16 protein-coding genes are annotated in these 17,544 nt (G+C 61.1%); 6 read left to right on the top strand and 10 right to left on the bottom strand.

What is annotated here, in order from left to right:
• The first annotated feature begins 6 nt into the window (after positions 1–6).
• Positions 7–462, top strand: coding sequence for a GNAT family N-acetyltransferase (locus ACTHNE_RS17480; protein WP_324947251.1), 456 nt, complete (start codon positions 7–9; stop codon positions 460–462).
• A 101-nt stretch (positions 463–563) separates the two neighbouring features.
• Here the strand turns inward: ACTHNE_RS17480 and ACTHNE_RS17475 are convergent, their stop codons facing one another.
• Entirely contained in the window at positions 564–1,190 is a 627-nt protein-coding gene (locus tag ACTHNE_RS17475; RefSeq protein ID WP_440269910.1) for a LysE family translocator, read from the bottom strand.
• Positions 1,191–1,628: 438 nt separating this feature from the next.
• Between ACTHNE_RS17475 and ACTHNE_RS17470 the strand changes: the two genes are divergently transcribed.
• Complete coding sequence (locus ACTHNE_RS17470) at positions 1,629–5,063, top strand: Ig-like domain-containing protein (RefSeq protein WP_440269909.1); 3,435 nt, start codon at positions 1,629–1,631, stop codon at positions 5,061–5,063.
• Positions 5,064–5,122: 59 nt separating this feature from the next.
• On the opposite strand, the gene ACTHNE_RS17465 is transcribed toward ACTHNE_RS17470, so the two are convergent.
• The gene (locus ACTHNE_RS17465) at positions 5,123–5,818 is read right to left on the bottom strand and encodes a response regulator (protein ID WP_440269908.1); all 696 of its coding nucleotides are present in this window, start codon (positions 5,816–5,818) and stop codon (positions 5,123–5,125) included.
• Between the two features lie 106 nt (positions 5,819–5,924).
• Complete coding sequence (locus tag ACTHNE_RS17460) at positions 5,925–6,875, bottom strand: LysR substrate-binding domain-containing protein (RefSeq protein WP_440269907.1); 951 nt, start codon at positions 6,873–6,875, stop codon at positions 5,925–5,927.
• 118 nt (positions 6,876–6,993) lie between these two features.
• Here ACTHNE_RS17460 and ACTHNE_RS17455 point away from each other — a divergent pair, with 118 nt between their 5' ends.
• Both ACTHNE_RS17455 and ACTHNE_RS17450 read left to right on the top strand, forming a co-directional pair.
• Positions 6,994–7,827, top strand: coding sequence for a class I SAM-dependent methyltransferase (locus tag ACTHNE_RS17455; RefSeq protein ID WP_440269906.1), 834 nt, complete (start codon positions 6,994–6,996; stop codon positions 7,825–7,827).
• Positions 7,828–7,838: 11 nt separating this feature from the next.
• Positions 7,839–8,357 carry a hypothetical protein gene (locus ACTHNE_RS17450; protein ID WP_440269905.1) on the top strand — a complete coding sequence of 173 codons (519 nt, stop codon included), beginning with the start codon at positions 7,839–7,841 and terminating at the stop codon, positions 8,355–8,357.
• Positions 8,358–8,528: 171 nt separating this feature from the next.
• Here the strand turns inward: ACTHNE_RS17450 and ACTHNE_RS17445 are convergent, their stop codons facing one another.
• From ACTHNE_RS17445 to glmS, 3 genes are all read right to left on the bottom strand, one after another.
• Positions 8,529–9,293 (bottom strand): ABC transporter ATP-binding protein, encoded by a 765-nt coding sequence (locus ACTHNE_RS17445; protein WP_440269904.1) that lies wholly within the window; start codon positions 9,291–9,293, stop codon positions 8,529–8,531.
• Between the two features lie 51 nt (positions 9,294–9,344).
• Positions 9,345–10,118, bottom strand: coding sequence for an ABC transporter permease (locus tag ACTHNE_RS17440; RefSeq protein WP_440269903.1), 774 nt, complete (start codon positions 10,116–10,118; stop codon positions 9,345–9,347).
• Positions 10,119–10,647: 529 nt separating this feature from the next.
• Positions 10,648–12,477 (bottom strand): glutamine--fructose-6-phosphate transaminase (isomerizing), encoded by a 1,830-nt coding sequence (gene glmS / locus ACTHNE_RS17435; RefSeq protein ID WP_324947235.1) that lies wholly within the window; start codon positions 12,475–12,477, stop codon positions 10,648–10,650.
• On the opposite strand from glmS, the gene ACTHNE_RS17430 reads away from it, so the two are divergent.
• On the top strand, positions 12,476–12,670 hold the full coding sequence (locus tag ACTHNE_RS17430; protein ID WP_440269902.1) for a hypothetical protein: 195 nt from the start codon (positions 12,476–12,478) through the stop codon (positions 12,668–12,670). The two genes, glmS and ACTHNE_RS17430, sit on opposite strands and share 2 nt — an antisense overlap.
• Positions 12,671–12,678: 8 nt before the next feature.
• Here ACTHNE_RS17430 and ACTHNE_RS17425 read toward each other — a convergent pair whose 3' ends face one another.
• The 4 genes from ACTHNE_RS17425 to ACTHNE_RS17410 form a co-directional block, all read right to left on the bottom strand.
• On the bottom strand, positions 12,679–14,049 hold the full coding sequence (locus tag ACTHNE_RS17425; RefSeq protein ID WP_324947231.1) for a pyridoxal-phosphate dependent enzyme: 1,371 nt from the start codon (positions 14,047–14,049) through the stop codon (positions 12,679–12,681).
• A 140-nt stretch (positions 14,050–14,189) separates the two neighbouring features.
• Positions 14,190–14,420 (bottom strand): YdcH family protein, encoded by a 231-nt coding sequence (locus ACTHNE_RS17420; RefSeq protein WP_324947229.1) that lies wholly within the window; start codon positions 14,418–14,420, stop codon positions 14,190–14,192.
• A 351-nt stretch (positions 14,421–14,771) separates the two neighbouring features.
• The gene (locus ACTHNE_RS17415; protein WP_324947227.1) at positions 14,772–15,389 is read right to left on the bottom strand and encodes a hypothetical protein; all 618 of its coding nucleotides are present in this window, start codon (positions 15,387–15,389) and stop codon (positions 14,772–14,774) included.
• An 11-nt stretch (positions 15,390–15,400) separates the two neighbouring features.
• The gene (locus tag ACTHNE_RS17410) at positions 15,401–16,126 is read right to left on the bottom strand and encodes a DUF4398 domain-containing protein (protein ID WP_440269901.1); all 726 of its coding nucleotides are present in this window, start codon (positions 16,124–16,126) and stop codon (positions 15,401–15,403) included.
• A gap of 84 nt (positions 16,127–16,210) precedes the next feature.
• Here ACTHNE_RS17410 and ACTHNE_RS17405 point away from each other — a divergent pair, with 84 nt between their 5' ends.
• Positions 16,211–17,326, top strand: a complete 1,116-nt coding sequence (locus ACTHNE_RS17405; RefSeq protein WP_440269900.1) for a PilT/PilU family type 4a pilus ATPase — start codon at positions 16,211–16,213, stop codon at positions 17,324–17,326.
• The last annotated feature ends 218 nt before the right edge of the window (positions 17,327–17,544 follow it).

Genomic DNA, 17,544 nt, shown 5'->3' with positions numbered 1-17,544 from the left:
GGGAATATGGAGATTCGTATCGACGATCTTTCCAGTGCCGCGACCCGCTCGCTGTTGCATTTGCACCTTGCGGGGATGCATTCCAATTCGCCACCAGGACAGGTCTTCGCACTCGACCTGTCCGGCCTTACGTGCGCCAACGTGACGGTGTGGAGTGCATGGAATGGCGGTGACATCTGCGGCATCGGCGCGCTGAAACAGCTCGATGCCCACGCGGGTGAAATAAAGTCGATGCGCACCCATCCCGATTACCTGCGCCGCGGTGTGGCCGCGGCGCTGTTGGAGCACATCATCAACGAAGCGCGAGCGCGCGGCTTGCATCGCCTGAGCCTGGAGACCGGCAGTGGCCCAGCCTTCGAGCCTGCGCTTGCGCTTTATCGGCGATACGGCTTCATCAACGGCGCAGCTTTCTCCGATTACCAAAAGAGCGATTTCAACCAGTTCCTGCATCTGGAACTTTGAGCAACGCGCGATCCACGTCGTAGGTTGGGGTGCAAACCCCAACGTTGCGATTTCAAACGTGATGCGATGTTGGAGTTTGCACCCCAACCTACGCGGCGTTCCTAACGATGCTGCATCGCCACCTTCAAACCAAGCGCAATGAAGATCGAACCGATGATCTTGCCCTGCCAGCGCCCGATCCAGCGTAACCGTTTGACGATATGCGATAACGGACGCATCACCATCACGATCAGCGTCGTGTAGGCCGCGCTCATCACCACGAAGATCGCCCCGAGCAGCATGAACTGCAGCAAGGTGGAGCCCCGCTCCGGATGCACGAACTGCTGCAGGAAGGCGAGAAAGAACAGCGCCGTCTTCGGATTGAGCACTTCCGCCGGAATTGCCTGCCAGAACGCCCTTGCTGCCGATACGGATGGCACCTTCGGCAGCGACGGATCCGCGGGCGGCGCGCGCAAGGCCTTGATCCCCAGATAGATGAGATAACCCGCGCCGATCAGCTTCACGGCATTGAACGCCAGCGCCGACGTCATCAGCAACGCGGACAACCCCACCGCTGCCGCAAGCGCATGCACGAAATCGCCGCATGCGATGCCGAGCCCGGTGAGGACGCCGGTCCTGCGCCCGCCTTGCATCGTGCGCGTCAGTACCAGCAAAACAGCAGGGCCGGGAATCAGGAACAAGCCCAGCACGACGGCGACGAAAGTGGTCAGCGTGGAAAACTCGAACATCGCGCGATACTCGCCTGGGCATGGGCGTTCATCGTGCCACAAGGCCGGGATGACAGCCCCCTTTTTCTCCTTGCGTCCATGCTGGAACTGCATCCGAGCCTCGCTGGCTTTTATAGAGGTTTTCGCTTCGTTGCCTATCCCCGAAATCAGGGGTGTCCACCCACGTCGCCATGAACACAATGATGGCTTTTGAAAGCGTGGGACAGGGGCATGAGCGCCATGTGCGGCAGGGGAACACGGCGGGTTTGGTGTGGGGAAGTTTGGTTCGCGCTGCTCGTTGCACTTGGATTGCCTGGCTGGGTGTCGGCATCGCCGGGGTGTCAGGCTGTAAATGGGCAGTCGGGCACGCTCGCTGCCCATCAGTACGTCGGGCTTCTGTCAAACAGCCAGCCCGTCAATCAGGGCGATCAGGTCAGCCTCACGATTTCGGGAGGACCGGTGTCTTACATCGGATCCTTTATCAACTTGCTCGATTCCGGCGGCACGGTATCCGGCACGGAAGCAGATTCCGGTGCAGGCGCGGATGGCTTGGACAATCTAAGCAATGGCTCGGTTACGTACAGCCTCACCTGCACATCGGCTGCACCGGGCGTGTCGAGCATCAGTCCGTGGTCCGCCACCCGCGGACAAACAGTAACCATTACAGGTTCTGGCTTTTACGGAACCCGCGCCGTGAGCTTCGGCGGCACGCCGGCCAGCTTCACGGTCACTAACGGCAGCTCGATCACCGCCACCGTTCCTGATGGCTCGGGTACGGTGCCGATCATCGTGATCACCGATGCCGGTACGGCCACCAATGGCTCTTTTACGTTCCAGGCGCCGACGGCCAATGCCATCACGACCAGCGTGGCATTCGACAGCAGCAGCAACAGCATTCCAGTGAGCACGAGCGGCAACCCCACATCGGTGGCCTTGGCCAGCGCCGCCTCGCATGGCACGGCTCAAGCTAGCGGCACGTCCATCACCTATACGCCTGCCGCCGGTTATATCGGAGCGGACAGCTTCACCTATACGGCAAGCAACAGTGCAGGCACCTCCGCGCCGGCAACGGTGTCGATCACGGTCAATCCACCACCGGTACCCACCGTCGCCGCCATATCGGCAACAACGCCCTACAACACGGCCACGAACATCAATCTTGCGAGCGCGATTTCCGGCCTGGACGTTACCGGCGTCACCGTCGCCAGCAATCCCAGCCATGGCACGGTGAGCGTGTCAGGCGAAACGGCGACCTATACGCCGTCCGCGACCTTCTATGGCGGCACCGACAGTTTCACGTACACCGCAACCAACCCGGGTGGTACGTCGACACCGGCAACCGTGACAGTAACCGTGGGCACGGTGACCGCACCGACCACTGCCGCTGTATCGACGACAACTTCGTATAACACGGTAGCCAGCATCAATCTGGCAGCCGCAATTTCCGGATTGGACATCACCGCAGTAACCATCGCCAGCGCGCCGGCGCATGGCACGGTAAGCGTGTCCGGCGAAACGGTGACTTACACGCCGTCTGCAAGCTTCTATGGCGGTACCGATAGCTTTACCTACACGGCAACCAATCCAGGTGGAACCTCCTCGCCTGCGACGGTCACCGTGTCGATAGGCCAAGTCGCGGTGCCTACGGTTGCCGCCAAGTCCGCGACGACGCCGTACAACACGGCAACGAGCATCAACCTGGCGGGTGTGATTTCGGGAACGGACGTTACCCGCGTCAGCATCGCCACTAACCCGATGCATGGCACCGTGAACGTGTCGGGCGAAACGGTGACTTACACACCATCCGCAAGCTTCTACGGCGGCATCGACAGCTTCACCTATACGGCGACCAATCCCGGTGGAACCTCATCGCCTGCGACGGTGACCGTGACGGTAGGCGAAGTGGCGCTGCCTACGGTTGCCGCCAAATCGGTGACGACGCCGTACAACACGGCAACGAACATCAATCTGGCCAATGCAATCACGGGAACGGACGTCACGAGCATCGCCGTCGCGGGCAATCCAAGCCATGGCACCGTGAGCATGTCCGGCGAAACCGTTACCTATACGCCATCGGCCACGTTCTATGGCGGCACCGACAGCTTTACTTACGTGGCAAGCAATCCGGGCGGAAATTCATTGCCCGCGACGGTGACGGTCACGGTGACGCCCCTAAGCACACCCGTTGCCGCCGCACTTTCAGTGGCCACCACGACAGGCACGCCAGTGCTTATCGAAGCAGCAGCCGAAGCAAGCAGTCCGCAGCCTTTGACTGGTTTGAATATAGCGACGCAGCCAACGCATGGAACGGCCACAGCAAACAGCGAACGGATCGTTTATACGCCGGCTTCCGGTTTTGTCGGGACGGATACTTTCACTTATCAGTTGAGCAACCACTTCGGCGTATCCGCGCCGAGTGCCATCACCATAACGGTGACGGCAGCAGGCAGTGCATCGGGCCTGACTCGCACGGTGACAGCGCAGCCAGGCAGCGCGGTATCGGTGAATCTGGCCAGCATTGCCTCGGGCACCTATGTGTCGTCGGCGCTGCTGGGGCTGTCACCCGCCAGTGCGGGCAACGCGACAGTGAGCCAACCTGCCATGTTGTCGTTCACGCCAGCGTCGAATTTCCACGGCCTTGTGCAGATCACCGCCGTGCTGATCGCATCGAACGGACAATCGCAGACGGTCGACGTGCTGGTGCTGGTGAGCAACCAGCCCGACCCGTCCCGCAATCAGGACGTGCTTGGTCTGGTCAACGCGCAGACCATGCAGGCCGAACGCTTTGCCCAGAACCAGCTCAGCAATATTCAAAGCCGTCTGGACAGCTTGCATGATGGAAACGACGCTTCGCGTTTCACCAATAACCTGTCGATCAGCCTGGATGGCAAGCCATTGAGTGCGCCGTCGCGCAACGCACCACCCAATGCGCAGCAAGCAAACCGAGAGCCGGCCGACATGCTTCCGGGCATTGGCGCCAGCGAAGGTGCCGGTGGCGAATTGCCTTCGACAAATATGACACCCCAAAGCAACACGCGCGCCGCGGACAAGCCATCCTCGGGATTGGGCACATGGATCAATGGCACGGCCAACTTCGGTGCGTTCGATGCATACCGGCAAGCGGCAGGTTTCGATTCGGACAACGTGGCCGTCAGCGCGGGCGTCGATCAGCGCATCGGCGAACGCGCCCTGATGGGTTTCAGCGTCGGCTACAACCACGACAACAGCGAGATCGGCCACGATGGTACGCGTAGCCTGGCACGTGGCTACACCGCGGCGTTCTACGGCAGCTACCAACCGGCTGCGCACGTATATCTCGACGGCGTTGTGGGCGGCGGCGGTTTGCGTTTCGACAGCCGCCGCGATGCGACTGACAGTGGCACTGTTTTGATCGGCCATCGCAACGGCAGCCAATGGTTCGCTTCGCTCACGGCAGGCTATGAATATCAAACCGGCGGATGGGCGGTGTCGCCTTATGGTCGACTGGCCTGGTCGCTGTCATCGCTCAACGGTTTCTCGGAAAGCGGTGGTGCCGCCGACGCTTTGCGCTATGGCACGCAGACGATACGCACGTCACAAGCCGTTGCGGGTGTTCGTGCGAGCGGCAAGCTGACGTGGCGCAGCGGCTGGCTGATACCGCACGCGCGCCTGGAAGTCGGCCACGATTTCCAGGGCACCAGCAACGCTGCATTGAGCTATGCCTTCGTTCCATCGGCCGGCTCGTGGAGCGTGCTGGCCAATCCTTATTCGGCGAACGGCACAAGCTTGCGAGCAGGCCTCGGCGGCGATTGGCAGCTCCAGAACGATCTGCTGATCACCACCGAATACGAGTATCTACTGATGCCGCATGCGCGCGACCAGAGCATCCGGATTGGCGTGCAAAAACAATTCTAAGGACACAATGGCGGCAACATGCACCCGCAATGCGCTGCTGTGCTTGAGTACATGGGCACCTACAGCAGTCCCATGGACTTGGCCTCGAATACCGCAGCCGTACGCGAGCTGACGGCCAGTTTGCGATAGATGCTTTTGGTATAGCCTTCGATGGTAAAGCGCGAAAGACCGGTGAGATCGGCAATTTCCCGATTGCTGAACCCACGCGCGACAAACTGCAGAATTTCCGATTCCCGGTCCGAAAGCGCTATATCGGCGCGTGGCGCTTCGACGCTAGACGTGGGCGGTGCGGTGGGCTCTTTGGACATCGATGGAACGTAGGCAAGAATGCGGCGTGCGACGAGCGGATCAATCAAGGCGCCGCCGTGGCGAATGCTTTGCAAGGCCGCGCGAAGCTCGACATCGTCGCGCTCCTTCATCAGATAGCCAACAGCGCCGGCGCGCAATGCAGCCAACACCGTCTCCTCATGCCCCCACGCCGAAATCGCTACCGTGGTCGTGCCGGGGTGGCGATTTTCAACCCAGCCGATCAGCTCCACGCCATTGCCATCAGGCAGCCCGATGTCGACCAGCGCCAGGCGGGGCTGAAAGATGGGGACGATGGCTTTGGCCTCCGCAATGGTATCCACCACCGCCATATCGCCGTTGGCGCCCATGAGTTCTTCCAGCAGGCGAACAAGACGCTGCTGCGTTGGCCCGTCGTCTTCGACGACGAGCACCGGATTCAATGCAACAAGCTCCCCTGTCGAGACCATGCGCCCCTTCGCCCCCTGACTGTGGCGATGGTTATGCTAACGCACGGGTGGCGCTCGCAGGCACGCGCTTGCTTATGACAAGGCGGTGCGCCCTATCCGTCGGGACTCAATGTTTCTTGTGCGGCTTGTTTCGGGCTTCGCTCTTGGCATTCTCGCGGCTCTTCACGTGATCGATGAACGCCCGCAATTTCGGCATGATCTGCCGGCGGCTGGGATAGTAAAGAAACACACCCGGCGTCATCGGCGCGAACGGTTCAAGCACCTGCATCAGGTTTCCGGCCCGCATCGGTGCGGCGGCGATCGGTTCGGGCACCTGCGCAAGCCCCACGCCTTCGATGGCTGCGCCGAGCATGGTAGGAAAGTCGTTGGCGATCATCGGGCCGGAGACCGCCATCTCGAAGACGTGGCCGTTCTCGTTGAACGACCACGGCGCAAGCGCACCGCTGGAGCGGCGCATCCGCAAGCACGCATGCTGCTGCAGGTCATTCGGATGCTTGGGTTGCGCATGGCGCTTGAAATACGCGGCACTGCCGACGGTAACGAAACGGAACGGCGGCGTCAGTCTTACCGCAACCATGTCGGCGGCGACGAACTGGCCCATTCGGATGCCGGCATCGAAGCCTTCGGCCGCAAGATCGACCAACTCCTCGCTGGCAGCGATTTCCACTTCGATCTCCGGATAGGCCTGGCAGAAGGATGCGATCAGCGGTTCCAGCAGGATCGGTACCACGGCCCGCGGCACCGATAGCCGCAACAACCCGGCTGGCCGTTGCCCCAGTCCGCGCGCCGCTTCGCTTGCCGCGATGAGTTCTTCGAAGGCAGGTTTCGCGCGCGAAAAAAATCGCTCGCCGGCTTCGGTCAGGCCGACGCTGCGCGTCGTGCGCATGAACAAGGCCGCGCCGACGCGTGTTTCGAGCACACGTATCGCCTGGCTGATCGCCGAGGGACTTACCCCGAGCTCCACCGCCGCTTTGCGAAAACTGCGGTGATGAGCAACGCTCAGGAACACCTCGACCCCATCGAGCGCGCCTTGCCGGACTGTGAAGTTCTGCTTCATACCCCGTCCACATTATGGCGAATAGTCACCCAATCGACGCGATGGTACATCTGGTTTCGTCCACAGGGCCTGTGCCGATACAGCACATGCCTCGATCCCTGCCTGCGAGGAAACCACCATGGCCGATGTACTACTCGAAGACGTGCGCAGCCACTACCGCGCCACGGGCCTGACCCAACGACTGAAGACCGCGCTCGCCGTGTTCGGCCCGGAAGACCAGCGTTTGACACCCCAGCAACTGGGCATCCTCGATCAATTCCATACACGCGGACTCGCCGCGACCGCCGACCTGGCGAATTTGGTCCGCATCGCGACCGGCGCCTTGGTGCTGGACGTCGGCTGCGGCGTCGGCGGCCCCGCGCGTTTCCTTGCCGACACCTGCAGCTGCCGGGTTACCGGTATCGACTTGAGCGAACCGTTCGTGGACGCCGCACGCTATTTGACCGAACGTACCGGGCAAGACGGACAAGTATCGTTCCAGACCGCCAGCGCGCTGGCGCTTCCCTTCGACGATGGCCGCTTCGACGTGGTGTTGCTGCAACACGTGGCGATGAACATCGTCGATCGCGCGCAGCTTTATCGGGAAATCCGTCGCGTACTGAAAACCGGCGGCAAGTTCGCCACCTTCGATGTCGTCCTGAACAGCGGCGAACCGCACTATCCCGTTCCCTGGGCGCGCACGCCGGAAACGAGTTTTCTGCTTACGCCCGAGGCGACACGCGAAGCGGTCGAACAAGCCGGCTTCCACACGCTGGCATGGCAGGACGACACCGAGGCCGCGCGAACCTGGGTCACTCAATTGCGCGCATCCGGACCGCCGCCGTCTCCCAATCTTGGCGTGGTGATGGGACCGGACTTTGTGCAACTGACCAGCAATCTTGGCCGGAACCTTATGGAAGGCCGGCTCGGCATCCTGATGGCGGTCTTCGAAGCCACATCCACTCATCGGTGACAGGGGGCAACATGCCAGCGCAACTCGTGTTTCTTTCCGGCCTTATCCTGGGCTACGTCGCGTGGCTGCTGTGTTTCGGCGCATACATCTGGCCGCGCTTGAAGACACTCGACCTCTTCGAAGCGCAACGCGCCATTGCCACGCTGCACAGCTTCCGCTTCTTCGGCCTCGTGATCATCCTGCCCGGCGTCGTAGGCAGCCATCTACCCGCCAGTTTCGCCCCGTTCGCCGCATACGGCGACCTGGCGACGGCCATACTCGCCATGCTGGCGCTGCTTTCAGCAAAGATACGCCCCCTGTTCTGGCTGTTCGTCGTTGCATTCAACGTAGCCGGAACCATCGACATCCTGCTCGACTATTACCACGCCGTGCGTGCGGACCTTCCATCGATTGCGGGCGAATTGGGCGCCGCGTACGCGATTCCGGTCATCTATGTGCCGGTGCTTATGATCACGCATTGTGTCGCGTTTTATTTGCTGGTGCGTTCTCAGACGGTGGCAAGCAGGCGTTTGATCGGCAAAGCGGCGTAATGGCGGATCACGCTAAAACACTCGCTCCACCGTTACCGAGTTTGCAGCCTGCACGTTCTGCAAGCTGGATCCTCACCGACCGAAGGCTGCGCTTGGGTCCGTCGGCGAGATGGGTTTCGGCATGGCCAGGGAGATGACCGCGAATATCTGCACAGGTTTCTCGACGATCTACTAGGCAGCATGAAGCTCGTTTGGCATCCCGAAGTAGGCATCCGTCACTGTCCGGGTGTCGCCCATCATGCGGATCTTCCCATGTTCCAGCCAGATGACGCGGTTGCACGTTTTCATGATGAGCTCCCTGGAATGCGATGCAAGCACCAGAATCTTGGTGGCCTCGACCATGCTGGTCAGCCGCGCTTCCGCACGATGCTTGAATCCCTCATCGCCAACGGAAAGCCATTCGTCCATCAGTAGTATCTCGGGACGAAGAATGGTCGAAACAGCAAAGACAAGACGCAGATGCATGCCCGTGGAATACGTGCGCAACGGCATGTTGATGAAATCGCCAAGTTCGGAGAATTCAATAATCTCGTCGATATGCTGCTTCATGCTTGCACGCGTCATACCAAGCAGTGCACCACGCGTATATATGTTCTCCAGCCCAGTGGCCTCGTGGTCGATACCGAGCGAGATATCGATAAGCGAACCGACTTTTCCTCGGATGCGCGCACTCCCCGAGGAGGGTTCATAAACCCCACTGAGCACCCGCAACAAGGTGCTTTTGCCCGCTCCGTTATGGCCAAGCAACCCTACCCTGTCCCCCTCGCGCAGGGAAAATGTCAGGTTCTCAAGCGCACGTACTACAACGCGACCACGTTCATCCGAACCGATCTGGCCGCCGGTTGCCATCTGGAAGAGCTGCTTCTTCAATGAACGCCCGGTTGCGTTGTATATCGCAAATTCGACAGTCGCGTTTTCAAATTCTATGAGCGCCATAGGACCTTCAGTCAATGCAGGATGGCTGGGGATGACACGCATCTTTCGCCGTTACAGCCAGTAAGCAATACGCCGCCGAAAGCGACCATAGAAGAGCACCGCCACTGTCCAGCCGGCGATTGCCAATGCACCCGATATCGTCCAGTTCATCGCGCTCGGAGGGTGTCCCAGCAGCGGAGCCCGAACAATTTCCAGCAAGTGGTAGGCAGGGTTGAAGTCCAGCAGATACGCAGACACCTTCGCTGGAAGGCTCTGCGGCAACCACATGATGGGCGTTAGATAAAATATCACTTGCAATACGCTGCCAACGATTTGGGACAAGTCGCGAAAACGCGCACATGCCGCACCCAGAATCAGCGCCATCCATAGAAGGTTCACAACCAGCAATGCGAACCCGAGTATGGAAACAAACAGGACGGGATGAACGGATTTACCGACCGCAATAAACACGATCGGCAATATCAACAGGTTATGACCAAGGATGATCACGTTGCGCCACGCCATGCGAAGCACATGAACGAATAGCGGAATCGGCAATTGCCTGATGATCGCATCAGAGGCAATGAAGCTGGTGCACCCTTCACTGATTACCGTCGATATGAAGCCCCACAGGATGATGCCGCTCGCCAGCGATGGCAGAAACTCCGTCATCGGGCTATTGAAGAGCGAGCCGAAGACGATACCGATCGTCGCGATCATTACCCCCATGCTGATCGTCAGCCACAGCGGCCCGAGGGCTGACCTTCGATAGCGCTGGCGAACATCCTGCCAACCGAGAATGCCGACAAGCGGCATGCGTCTGGCTGCTGCCGCGATGTCGGACACCGCAGTTACTGTTGAATATTTGTACATGGATTCGAGAAACCCGAAGAGGCGTCAGAGATTCAATTCGCGTGGGGACGCAAAGTAAAATTGTCGGTCATTGTCATGACCCTTTTGCAATAAACCCTTTCAGGTAGCTTGCGTACCATTGGCTCGCTTCACTGTCAGCACGTCATTGACTCAAAGACGTTTGACGCCGCTCCGACGGAAATGCCGACGCGAAATTTTTCTAAAGATAGCCTCACGCAAGCTTGGCGTAGGCATGCTGCAGCTAGCGCACCTGCCCGTTTACGTCCAAATACGAGGCCGCCGAGGATCTCGAAACCTTGCTGGCCCCAGCAATCAGTTGGACCAGCTTTTGCGGCATCTGCAAGCCAGCTGGTCCATCTATGACGTAATTGGAACAACTATCCCAGTGGTACGACCTAATAGAAATTCCAACTGGAACCGCGCAGCCGTGCGGTTTCAAGTTACTAGACTCCAGCAAATGCGCGTCAAAATAATTCCAACAACCTTCCGGGCCAGTCAGGCCTCACTCCACCGTCACCGACTTCGCCAAATTACGCGGCTGATCCACATCCGTCCCGCGCAACACCGCCACGTGATACGCAAGCAATTGCAGCGGCACGGTAAATACCGCCGGGGCGATGAAATCGCCGCCGGCGTCGATGCGCAGTACGGCGCCGCGGGTGGGGTGGCCGTCGAATTGGGCTTTGGTGTCGGCGAAGACGATCAGTTCGCCGCCGCGGGCGCGGACTTCCTGCAGGTTGGATTTGAGTTTGTCGAGCAGGGGGCCGTTCGGGGCGACGGCGATGACGGGCATGTCTTCGTCGACCAGGGCGAGCGGGCCGTGTTTGAGTTCGCCGGCGGGATAGGCCTCGGCGTGGATGTATGAGATTTCCTTGAGCTTGAGCGAACCTTCCAAAGCCACGGGATAGTGCGCGCCGCGGCCCAGGAACAATGCATGGTGGCGATGGACGAAGCGTTCGGCCAGTTCGATCACTTGCGGTTCCAGGCGCAGCGCTTCGTCGAGCGCGCGCGGCAGGCGCAACAGTTGTTCGGTGAGGTCGCGGTAGCGCTCTGCATCCAGGCCTTGCTGTTTGGCCAGATGCAGCGTGAGCAGTGCGAGTGCGGCGAGCTGGGTGGTGAACGCCTTGGTGGAAGCCACGCCGATTTCGGGGCCGGCGTGCGTCATCAGTTTCAAATCGGCTTCGCGTACCACGGATGATTCGGGCACGTTGCAGATGGCGAGTGTGCCTAGATAACCGCGGCGGCGCGACTCGCGCATGGCGGCCAGCGTGTCGGCGGTTTCGCCCGATTGCGAGATGGCGATGAACAAGGAGCCTTCCGGCACCACGGTTTCGCGGTAGCGGTATTCGCTGGCCACTTCCACGTTGACGGGCAGGCGTGCGTAGTCTTCGATCCAGTATTTCGCCACCAGGCCGGCGTGGTAGCTGGTGCCGCAGGCGACGATGTGCACACCTTTTACCTTGGCCAGCAGCTGGTCGCCGTCGATGCCGAAGACGTTGGGCAGTACGCCGTGCGCGTTGATGCGGGCCTCGAGCGTATTGGCGACCGCGTGCGGCTGTTCGAAGATTTCCTTCTGCATGTAGTGGCGGTATTCGCCGCGCTCCACCGCATCGGCAGACAGTTCGCTTTCCTGGACGCCGCGCTCGACCGGCTTGCCATCCAGCGTATAGACCTGCACGCCTTCGCGGCTGATTTCGACGACGTCGCCTTCTTCCAGATAGATGATCTTGTTGGTGACTTGCACCAGGGCCTGCGCATCGGAACCGAGAAAGTTTTCGCCGATGCCCACACCCACCAGCAGCGGCGCACCGCGGCGCGCGCCGACCACGCGACCGGGCTCGTTGCGATCGATCACGGCGATGGCATAGGCGCCCTCCAGTTCGCGCACGGTGGCGAGCACCGCTTCGCGCAGCTTCATGCCTTGGTCCAGGTGCCGATCGATCAACGCAGCCATCACTTCGGTGTCGGTCTCCGAAGCGAACACATAGCCTTTCGCTTGCAGATCGCTACGCAGCTGCGCGTAGTTTTCGATGATGCCGTTATGCACGATGGTGACGCGGCCGATCATGTGCGGATGCGCGTTCACTTCGTTGGGCACCCCATGCGTGGCCCAGCGCGTATGCGCGATACCGGTGCCGCCCGGGAACGGATGGGCCAGGTACAGCGATTCCATTTCGCGCACCTTGCCCTTGGCGCGTACACGGTGCACTTCACCGTCTTCCAGCACGGCCAGGCCGGCCGAATCGTAACCGCGATATTCCAGCGCCTTGAGGCCGGCGATCAGCAATGGCGCGACATCGCGCTGAGCGGTGGCGGCAACGATTCCACACATGGTCGGGATCCTATGGCAAGCCAATGAAGGCGGCGACTTTGACGAGCTGCCGTTTCGACAAACTTTCGACAACAGGGTTCATGGCTGGCGAGACTACGCTGCGCCCCACCGCCATGGAAGCTGGCGCACGCATTTGCATCGAGGCAAATTTGATTTCGATCAACTCCTGCCATCCTTGCCGGAAAGCGAGTGAGCAGATCGTCAATGCACTTTGCGGCGCAGGTAGTTCAAGAGGTCGATGCGAGTGATCAGGCCGAGGAACTGGCCGTCGTCCATCACGATGGCGACGTGGCCGCGCTCGAATACCGGCAGCAAGGCCTGGATGGGCGAGCGCACGTCGAGCATCTGCAGATCGCTGATCATCGCCGTGGCGACCGAATCGCGGAAGCGCGTTTCATCGGTGTGCACATGCATCAGCACGTCGGATTCGTCCAGGATGCCGACCAGCCGGTGGCCGTCCATCACCGGCAACTGCGAGATGTCGTAGAGCTTCATGCGTGTATACGCCGTCATCAGCAGTTCGTTCGGGCCGACCACCACGGTGTCGCGGCGCGAGAACGGGCGCAGCAGCAGATCGCGCAGGTCGCCATGCTGTTCGCGCTCGATGAAGCCGTTATCGAGCATCCAATAGTCGTTGTACATCTTCGACAGATACTTGTTGCCGGTATCGCATACCAGCGTCACCACGCGCTTGGGTTCGGTCTGCTCGCGGCAGTATTTCAAAGCGGCGGACAGCAACGTGCCGGTGGAGGAACCGCCCAGCACGCCTTCCTTCGCCAGCAGTTCGCGCGCGGCGAGGAAGCTTTCCTTGTCGGAGATGGCGTAGGCCTTTTTCACGCGCGAGAAATCGCTGATGGTGGGCAGGAAATCCTCGCCGATGCCTTCCACCATCCAGCTGCCGGACTTGGTGGAGAGCACGCCTTCGTTGATGTATTGCGCAAGAATCGAGCCGACCGGATCGGCCAGCACGATTTCCGTGTGCGGCGAGGTTTTGGCGAAGTACTGCGACAAGCCCGTCATGGTGCCGGAGGAGCCGCAGCCGACCACCACTGCATCCACCTTGCCATCCATCTGCGCGAGGATTTCCGGGCCGGTAGTTTCGATGTGCGCCCGCGGATTATCCGGGTTGCCGAACTGGTTGATGAAGTACGCGCCAGGCGTTTCGCGCGCGATGCGCTCGGCCATGTCCTGGTAATACTCCGGATGCCCCTTGGCGACGTCCGAGCGCGTGAGCACCACTTCGGCGCCCATCGCCTTGAGGTTGAAGATCTTCTCGCGGCTCATTTTGTCGGGCACCACCAGCACCAGGCGATAGCCCTTGGCCTGCGCGACCAGCGCCAGCCCCAGGCCGGTGTTGCCGGCGGTGCCCTCGACCAGGGTGGCGCCGGGCTTGATCTTGCCGGCCTTTTCCGCCCCTTCGATCATCGAGAGGCCGATGCGGTCCTTGATCGAGCCGCCCGGGTTGGCGCTTTCCAGTTTCAGGAACAGCTCGCAACGGCCGGTATCCAGGCGCTGTGCGCGCACCATGGGGGTGTTGCCGATCAGTTCGAGGACACTGGCATTGACCGTCATGAAAACTCCGTCGGCAGGGCTGGGTTATGAGGCGCAATCATAATGGGCGCGGCATGGAAGCAGTGAGCGGCGCCTCGGCCCCGTCAAAAAAAACCCTGGAACGTTTCCGTTCCAGGGTTTTTGCGGTACATCCTTTGGCTTCAATGCACGTAATTTTCGCGCCGGTGATCCCACATATCCTGCAGGCGTTCCTTGATGTGCAGTTTTTCTTTCTTCATCGCTTTGAGGGCCATGTCGTCAACAGGGAGTATGCCTCGTTCGGCACTATCCACCTTGCTGTTGAGCTCCGTATGTCGCTGGCAGAGCCGGCGAAAATTGGCGTCCGCTTTTTTTAGAGCTTCAACATCATCACGCTGCTGATCTTCGAACATGATCCAACCTCCTCGCGGTAAGACTCACGGCGCCCGCGCGGGGCGCTCGCAAACAAATGCAAATCGCACGCATGACCAAAACCCACGCCCCTGGAAGGGGAAATGGGCGACATGGAAATGACAGGTATGCGCATGATTCAGTCGGTAGGCCGCGGCGGCTGATGGGCCGCGGCGACTTCGACCCTACTCCCGACCTGACAGGTGCGCAAGGACCCCTCGGGAAGGCGCATGGCAGCGCGGAAGGTAGTCAAAAAGCTGTAAAGAGGGAGGATATTTCATCGAAATCGCGGGACGTGGCTGGCCCCTCGCCGCAATCCTCTCCCCGGGCGGGGAGAGGGAATGGAGGACGGCCTACTTGCCGCCGCCGGACTGGTCCTGCATCTGCGAACGCAGCGCCTTGGCCGCCTTGGCGGCCAGATCGGCCTGGCGCCGGGCCGCCGCGGCGACCCTGCTTTGGGCCGCGGCAAGCTTGCGGGCCTGCTCGGCTTCGGCCTTGGCCTGGGCGGCCTGGTCGGCGGCCATCTGGCCTTGCGCCTGCAAGCGCATGGTTTCCTGCTGGGCGATCTGGTACTGCATGCGCTGGATCTCCAGCTGCTGCTGCGCAGACGTGGCGTCGATGCGGCTGCGCTCCAGTTGCAGTTGCGCGTTTTCCTGGTCGAGCTGGTTGAGCTGGCGCTGCGACGCCTGCAGCTGCGCTTCGGTCTTGGCCTGGTCGACCCGGCGCTGCGCGATGTACAGCGCATGCGGCCGTTCGCGCGAACCGGCCTGGGCGAGCTGGTTGATCGCATCGCGCGCCAGCGCCTGGTCGGCCTGGGCGTAGGTGCCTAGATTCGGATCGGCAGCGAGCTGATTCAAGTTATTGGTCAAACGGTCGACATCCATGTCGTCCTTGCGCGCCTGCACGGTTGCGCTGGCGAGCAGGGTCAATAGCGATACGGCGATGAGCGACAGGCGAAATTTCTTAGACATGGCGGATTTCATTACTGGCCTCCCGGATTCTGTTGCTGACCAGGATTGGGCTGACCAGGGTTCTGCTGACCAGGATCAGGCAAGGTCTGGAAGCCCTGCCCCTGTTGCTGTGGCTGCGGATTGCCCAGCACCGAGGACGAAGGCGCCGGCATGTCCTGCTGCATGGGCGTCTGCGGCGGCAGCGGCGAGCTGGCGGCCGGCGCGGGCGCACTGGACAAAGATGACGCCGGGTTGCCGCCGTTGTCGCCGTTGTCCTGGCCATCGGCCGGCTGCTGCGCGGCGGCCATCTGTGCGGCGAGCTGCGCCTTCTGCTGCTGGTAGTGCTGATCGTTTTCCGATTGCGCTGCGGCGTTCTGCGCGCGCAAGCGACTGTTTGCGTCCATTTTGGACTGTATTTGGGCACGTGCCTGCGCGAGCTGCGCCTTGGTGCGCGCCAGCGTGGCATCCGCACGCGACTCGTCGGCCAGATCGGCCGCCTGCGCATATTTGCGATTGGCCATGGCTTGCTGCGCTTGCTGGAATTTGTCCTGCGCGAAGCCGAAATCGACCGGATCGTAATCAGGCGCGCCTGCATCGCGCGCACTTTGCAACTGTGCTTGCGCCTGGTTCATCAGGTTGTCCGGTGGCGGTACGCTTGCGCAGCCGCCCAGACTCAGCGTTACAGCCAGCGCCAGCGCCGGCGCCACCGTCGGGATGCGCCTTTTACGCACCGCGAACGGGGAAAATATGTGGACCATCACTCATTCCTCTCGGAGCGTCAAGGCGTATTGTGGTCGGGCATAATCCTTGAATGCAATGCATCAAAAACTGGGGTCTTTAAGGTGGATATCGGTTACTTCCTCAAGCTGATGGTGGACAAGGGCGCGTCGGACATGTTCCTGACGACGGGCGCCCCCGTGAACATCAAGGTCGAGGGCAAGTTGTACCCGCTCGGCAATACCGGGCTACCCAGCGGCATGGTGAAGAAAATCGCCTATTCGCTGATGGACGAAGGACAGGTGCCGCAGTTCGAGCGTGACCTGGAACTCAATATGGCGCTGGCGGTGAAAGAAGCCGGTCGCTTCCGCATCAACGTATTCAAGCAGCGCGGCGAAGTGGGCATGGTGATCCGCGCCATCAAGAGCGAAATCCCCAGCATCGATCAATTGCAGCTACCGGCGATCTTCCGCGACCTGATCATGGAACCGCGCGGCCTGATCCTGGTGGTGGGCGCCACCGGCTCGGGCAAGTCGACCACGCTGGCGGCCATGCTCGACCAGCGCAACAGCCATTCGTCCGGGCACATCCTCACCATCGAGGACCCGATCGAATACCTGCATCGCCACAAGAAGTCGATCGTCAACCAGCGCGAAGTGGGCCTGGATACGCACACCTATCACGAGGCCCTGCGCAACGCGATGCGCGAAGCGCCGGACGTGATCATGATCGGCGAGATCCGCGACACCGACACGATGGAAGCGGCGATCTCCTTCTCCGAAACCGGCCACTTGTGCCTGGCGACGCTGCACTCCAACAACGCCGACCAGACGCTGGAGCGCATCCTCAACTTCTTCCCCGAATCGGCGCACAAGAACGTGCTGATGAACCTGGCGCTCAACCTGCGCGCGGTGATCAGCCAGCGCCTGGTGATCGGCAAGGACGGCCGCCGCGTGCCGGCGGTGGAAGTGCTGCTCAACACGCCGCTGATCCGCGACATGATCCGCCGCGGCCAGATCCACGAGATCAAGGAAGCGATGGACCGCAGCCTGCAGGAAGGCATGCAGACGTTCGACCAGTCGCTCTACAAGCTCTACAAGAGCGGCCGCATCGAGCTGGAAGAGGCGTTGGCCAAGGCCGACTCGCGCGATGGCCTGGCGCTGAAGATCCGGCTGTCCGAAGGCGGCGGGGCGGAGGCGACCGAACTGGTCGGCAACGACCCGTACGGCCTGGGCTTCTGAGCCGCACGAAAAGGTTGAGGAAGGGGCGCAGCGATGCGCCCCCTTTGCTTTTCTCCCTCTCCCCTCCGGGAGAGGGCTGGGGTGAGCGCTCGGGCTGGCGAGAAACCAGCCATCAGGACCGGAGCAGCTCGAAACCACTCAACGCACACGCAGGCACCTTCGCAAGCCGCCCCGGCTCCTCACCCCGACCCTCTCCCCGGAGGGGAAAGGAGCAAAGC

It is taken from the genome of Dyella sp., from assembly GCF_051954575.1.
GTDB lineage: Bacteria > Pseudomonadota > Gammaproteobacteria > Xanthomonadales > Rhodanobacteraceae > Dyella_B.
The sequence above is the reverse complement of the archived record's forward strand: the minus strand, read 5'-3'. Positions and strand labels throughout refer to the sequence as shown.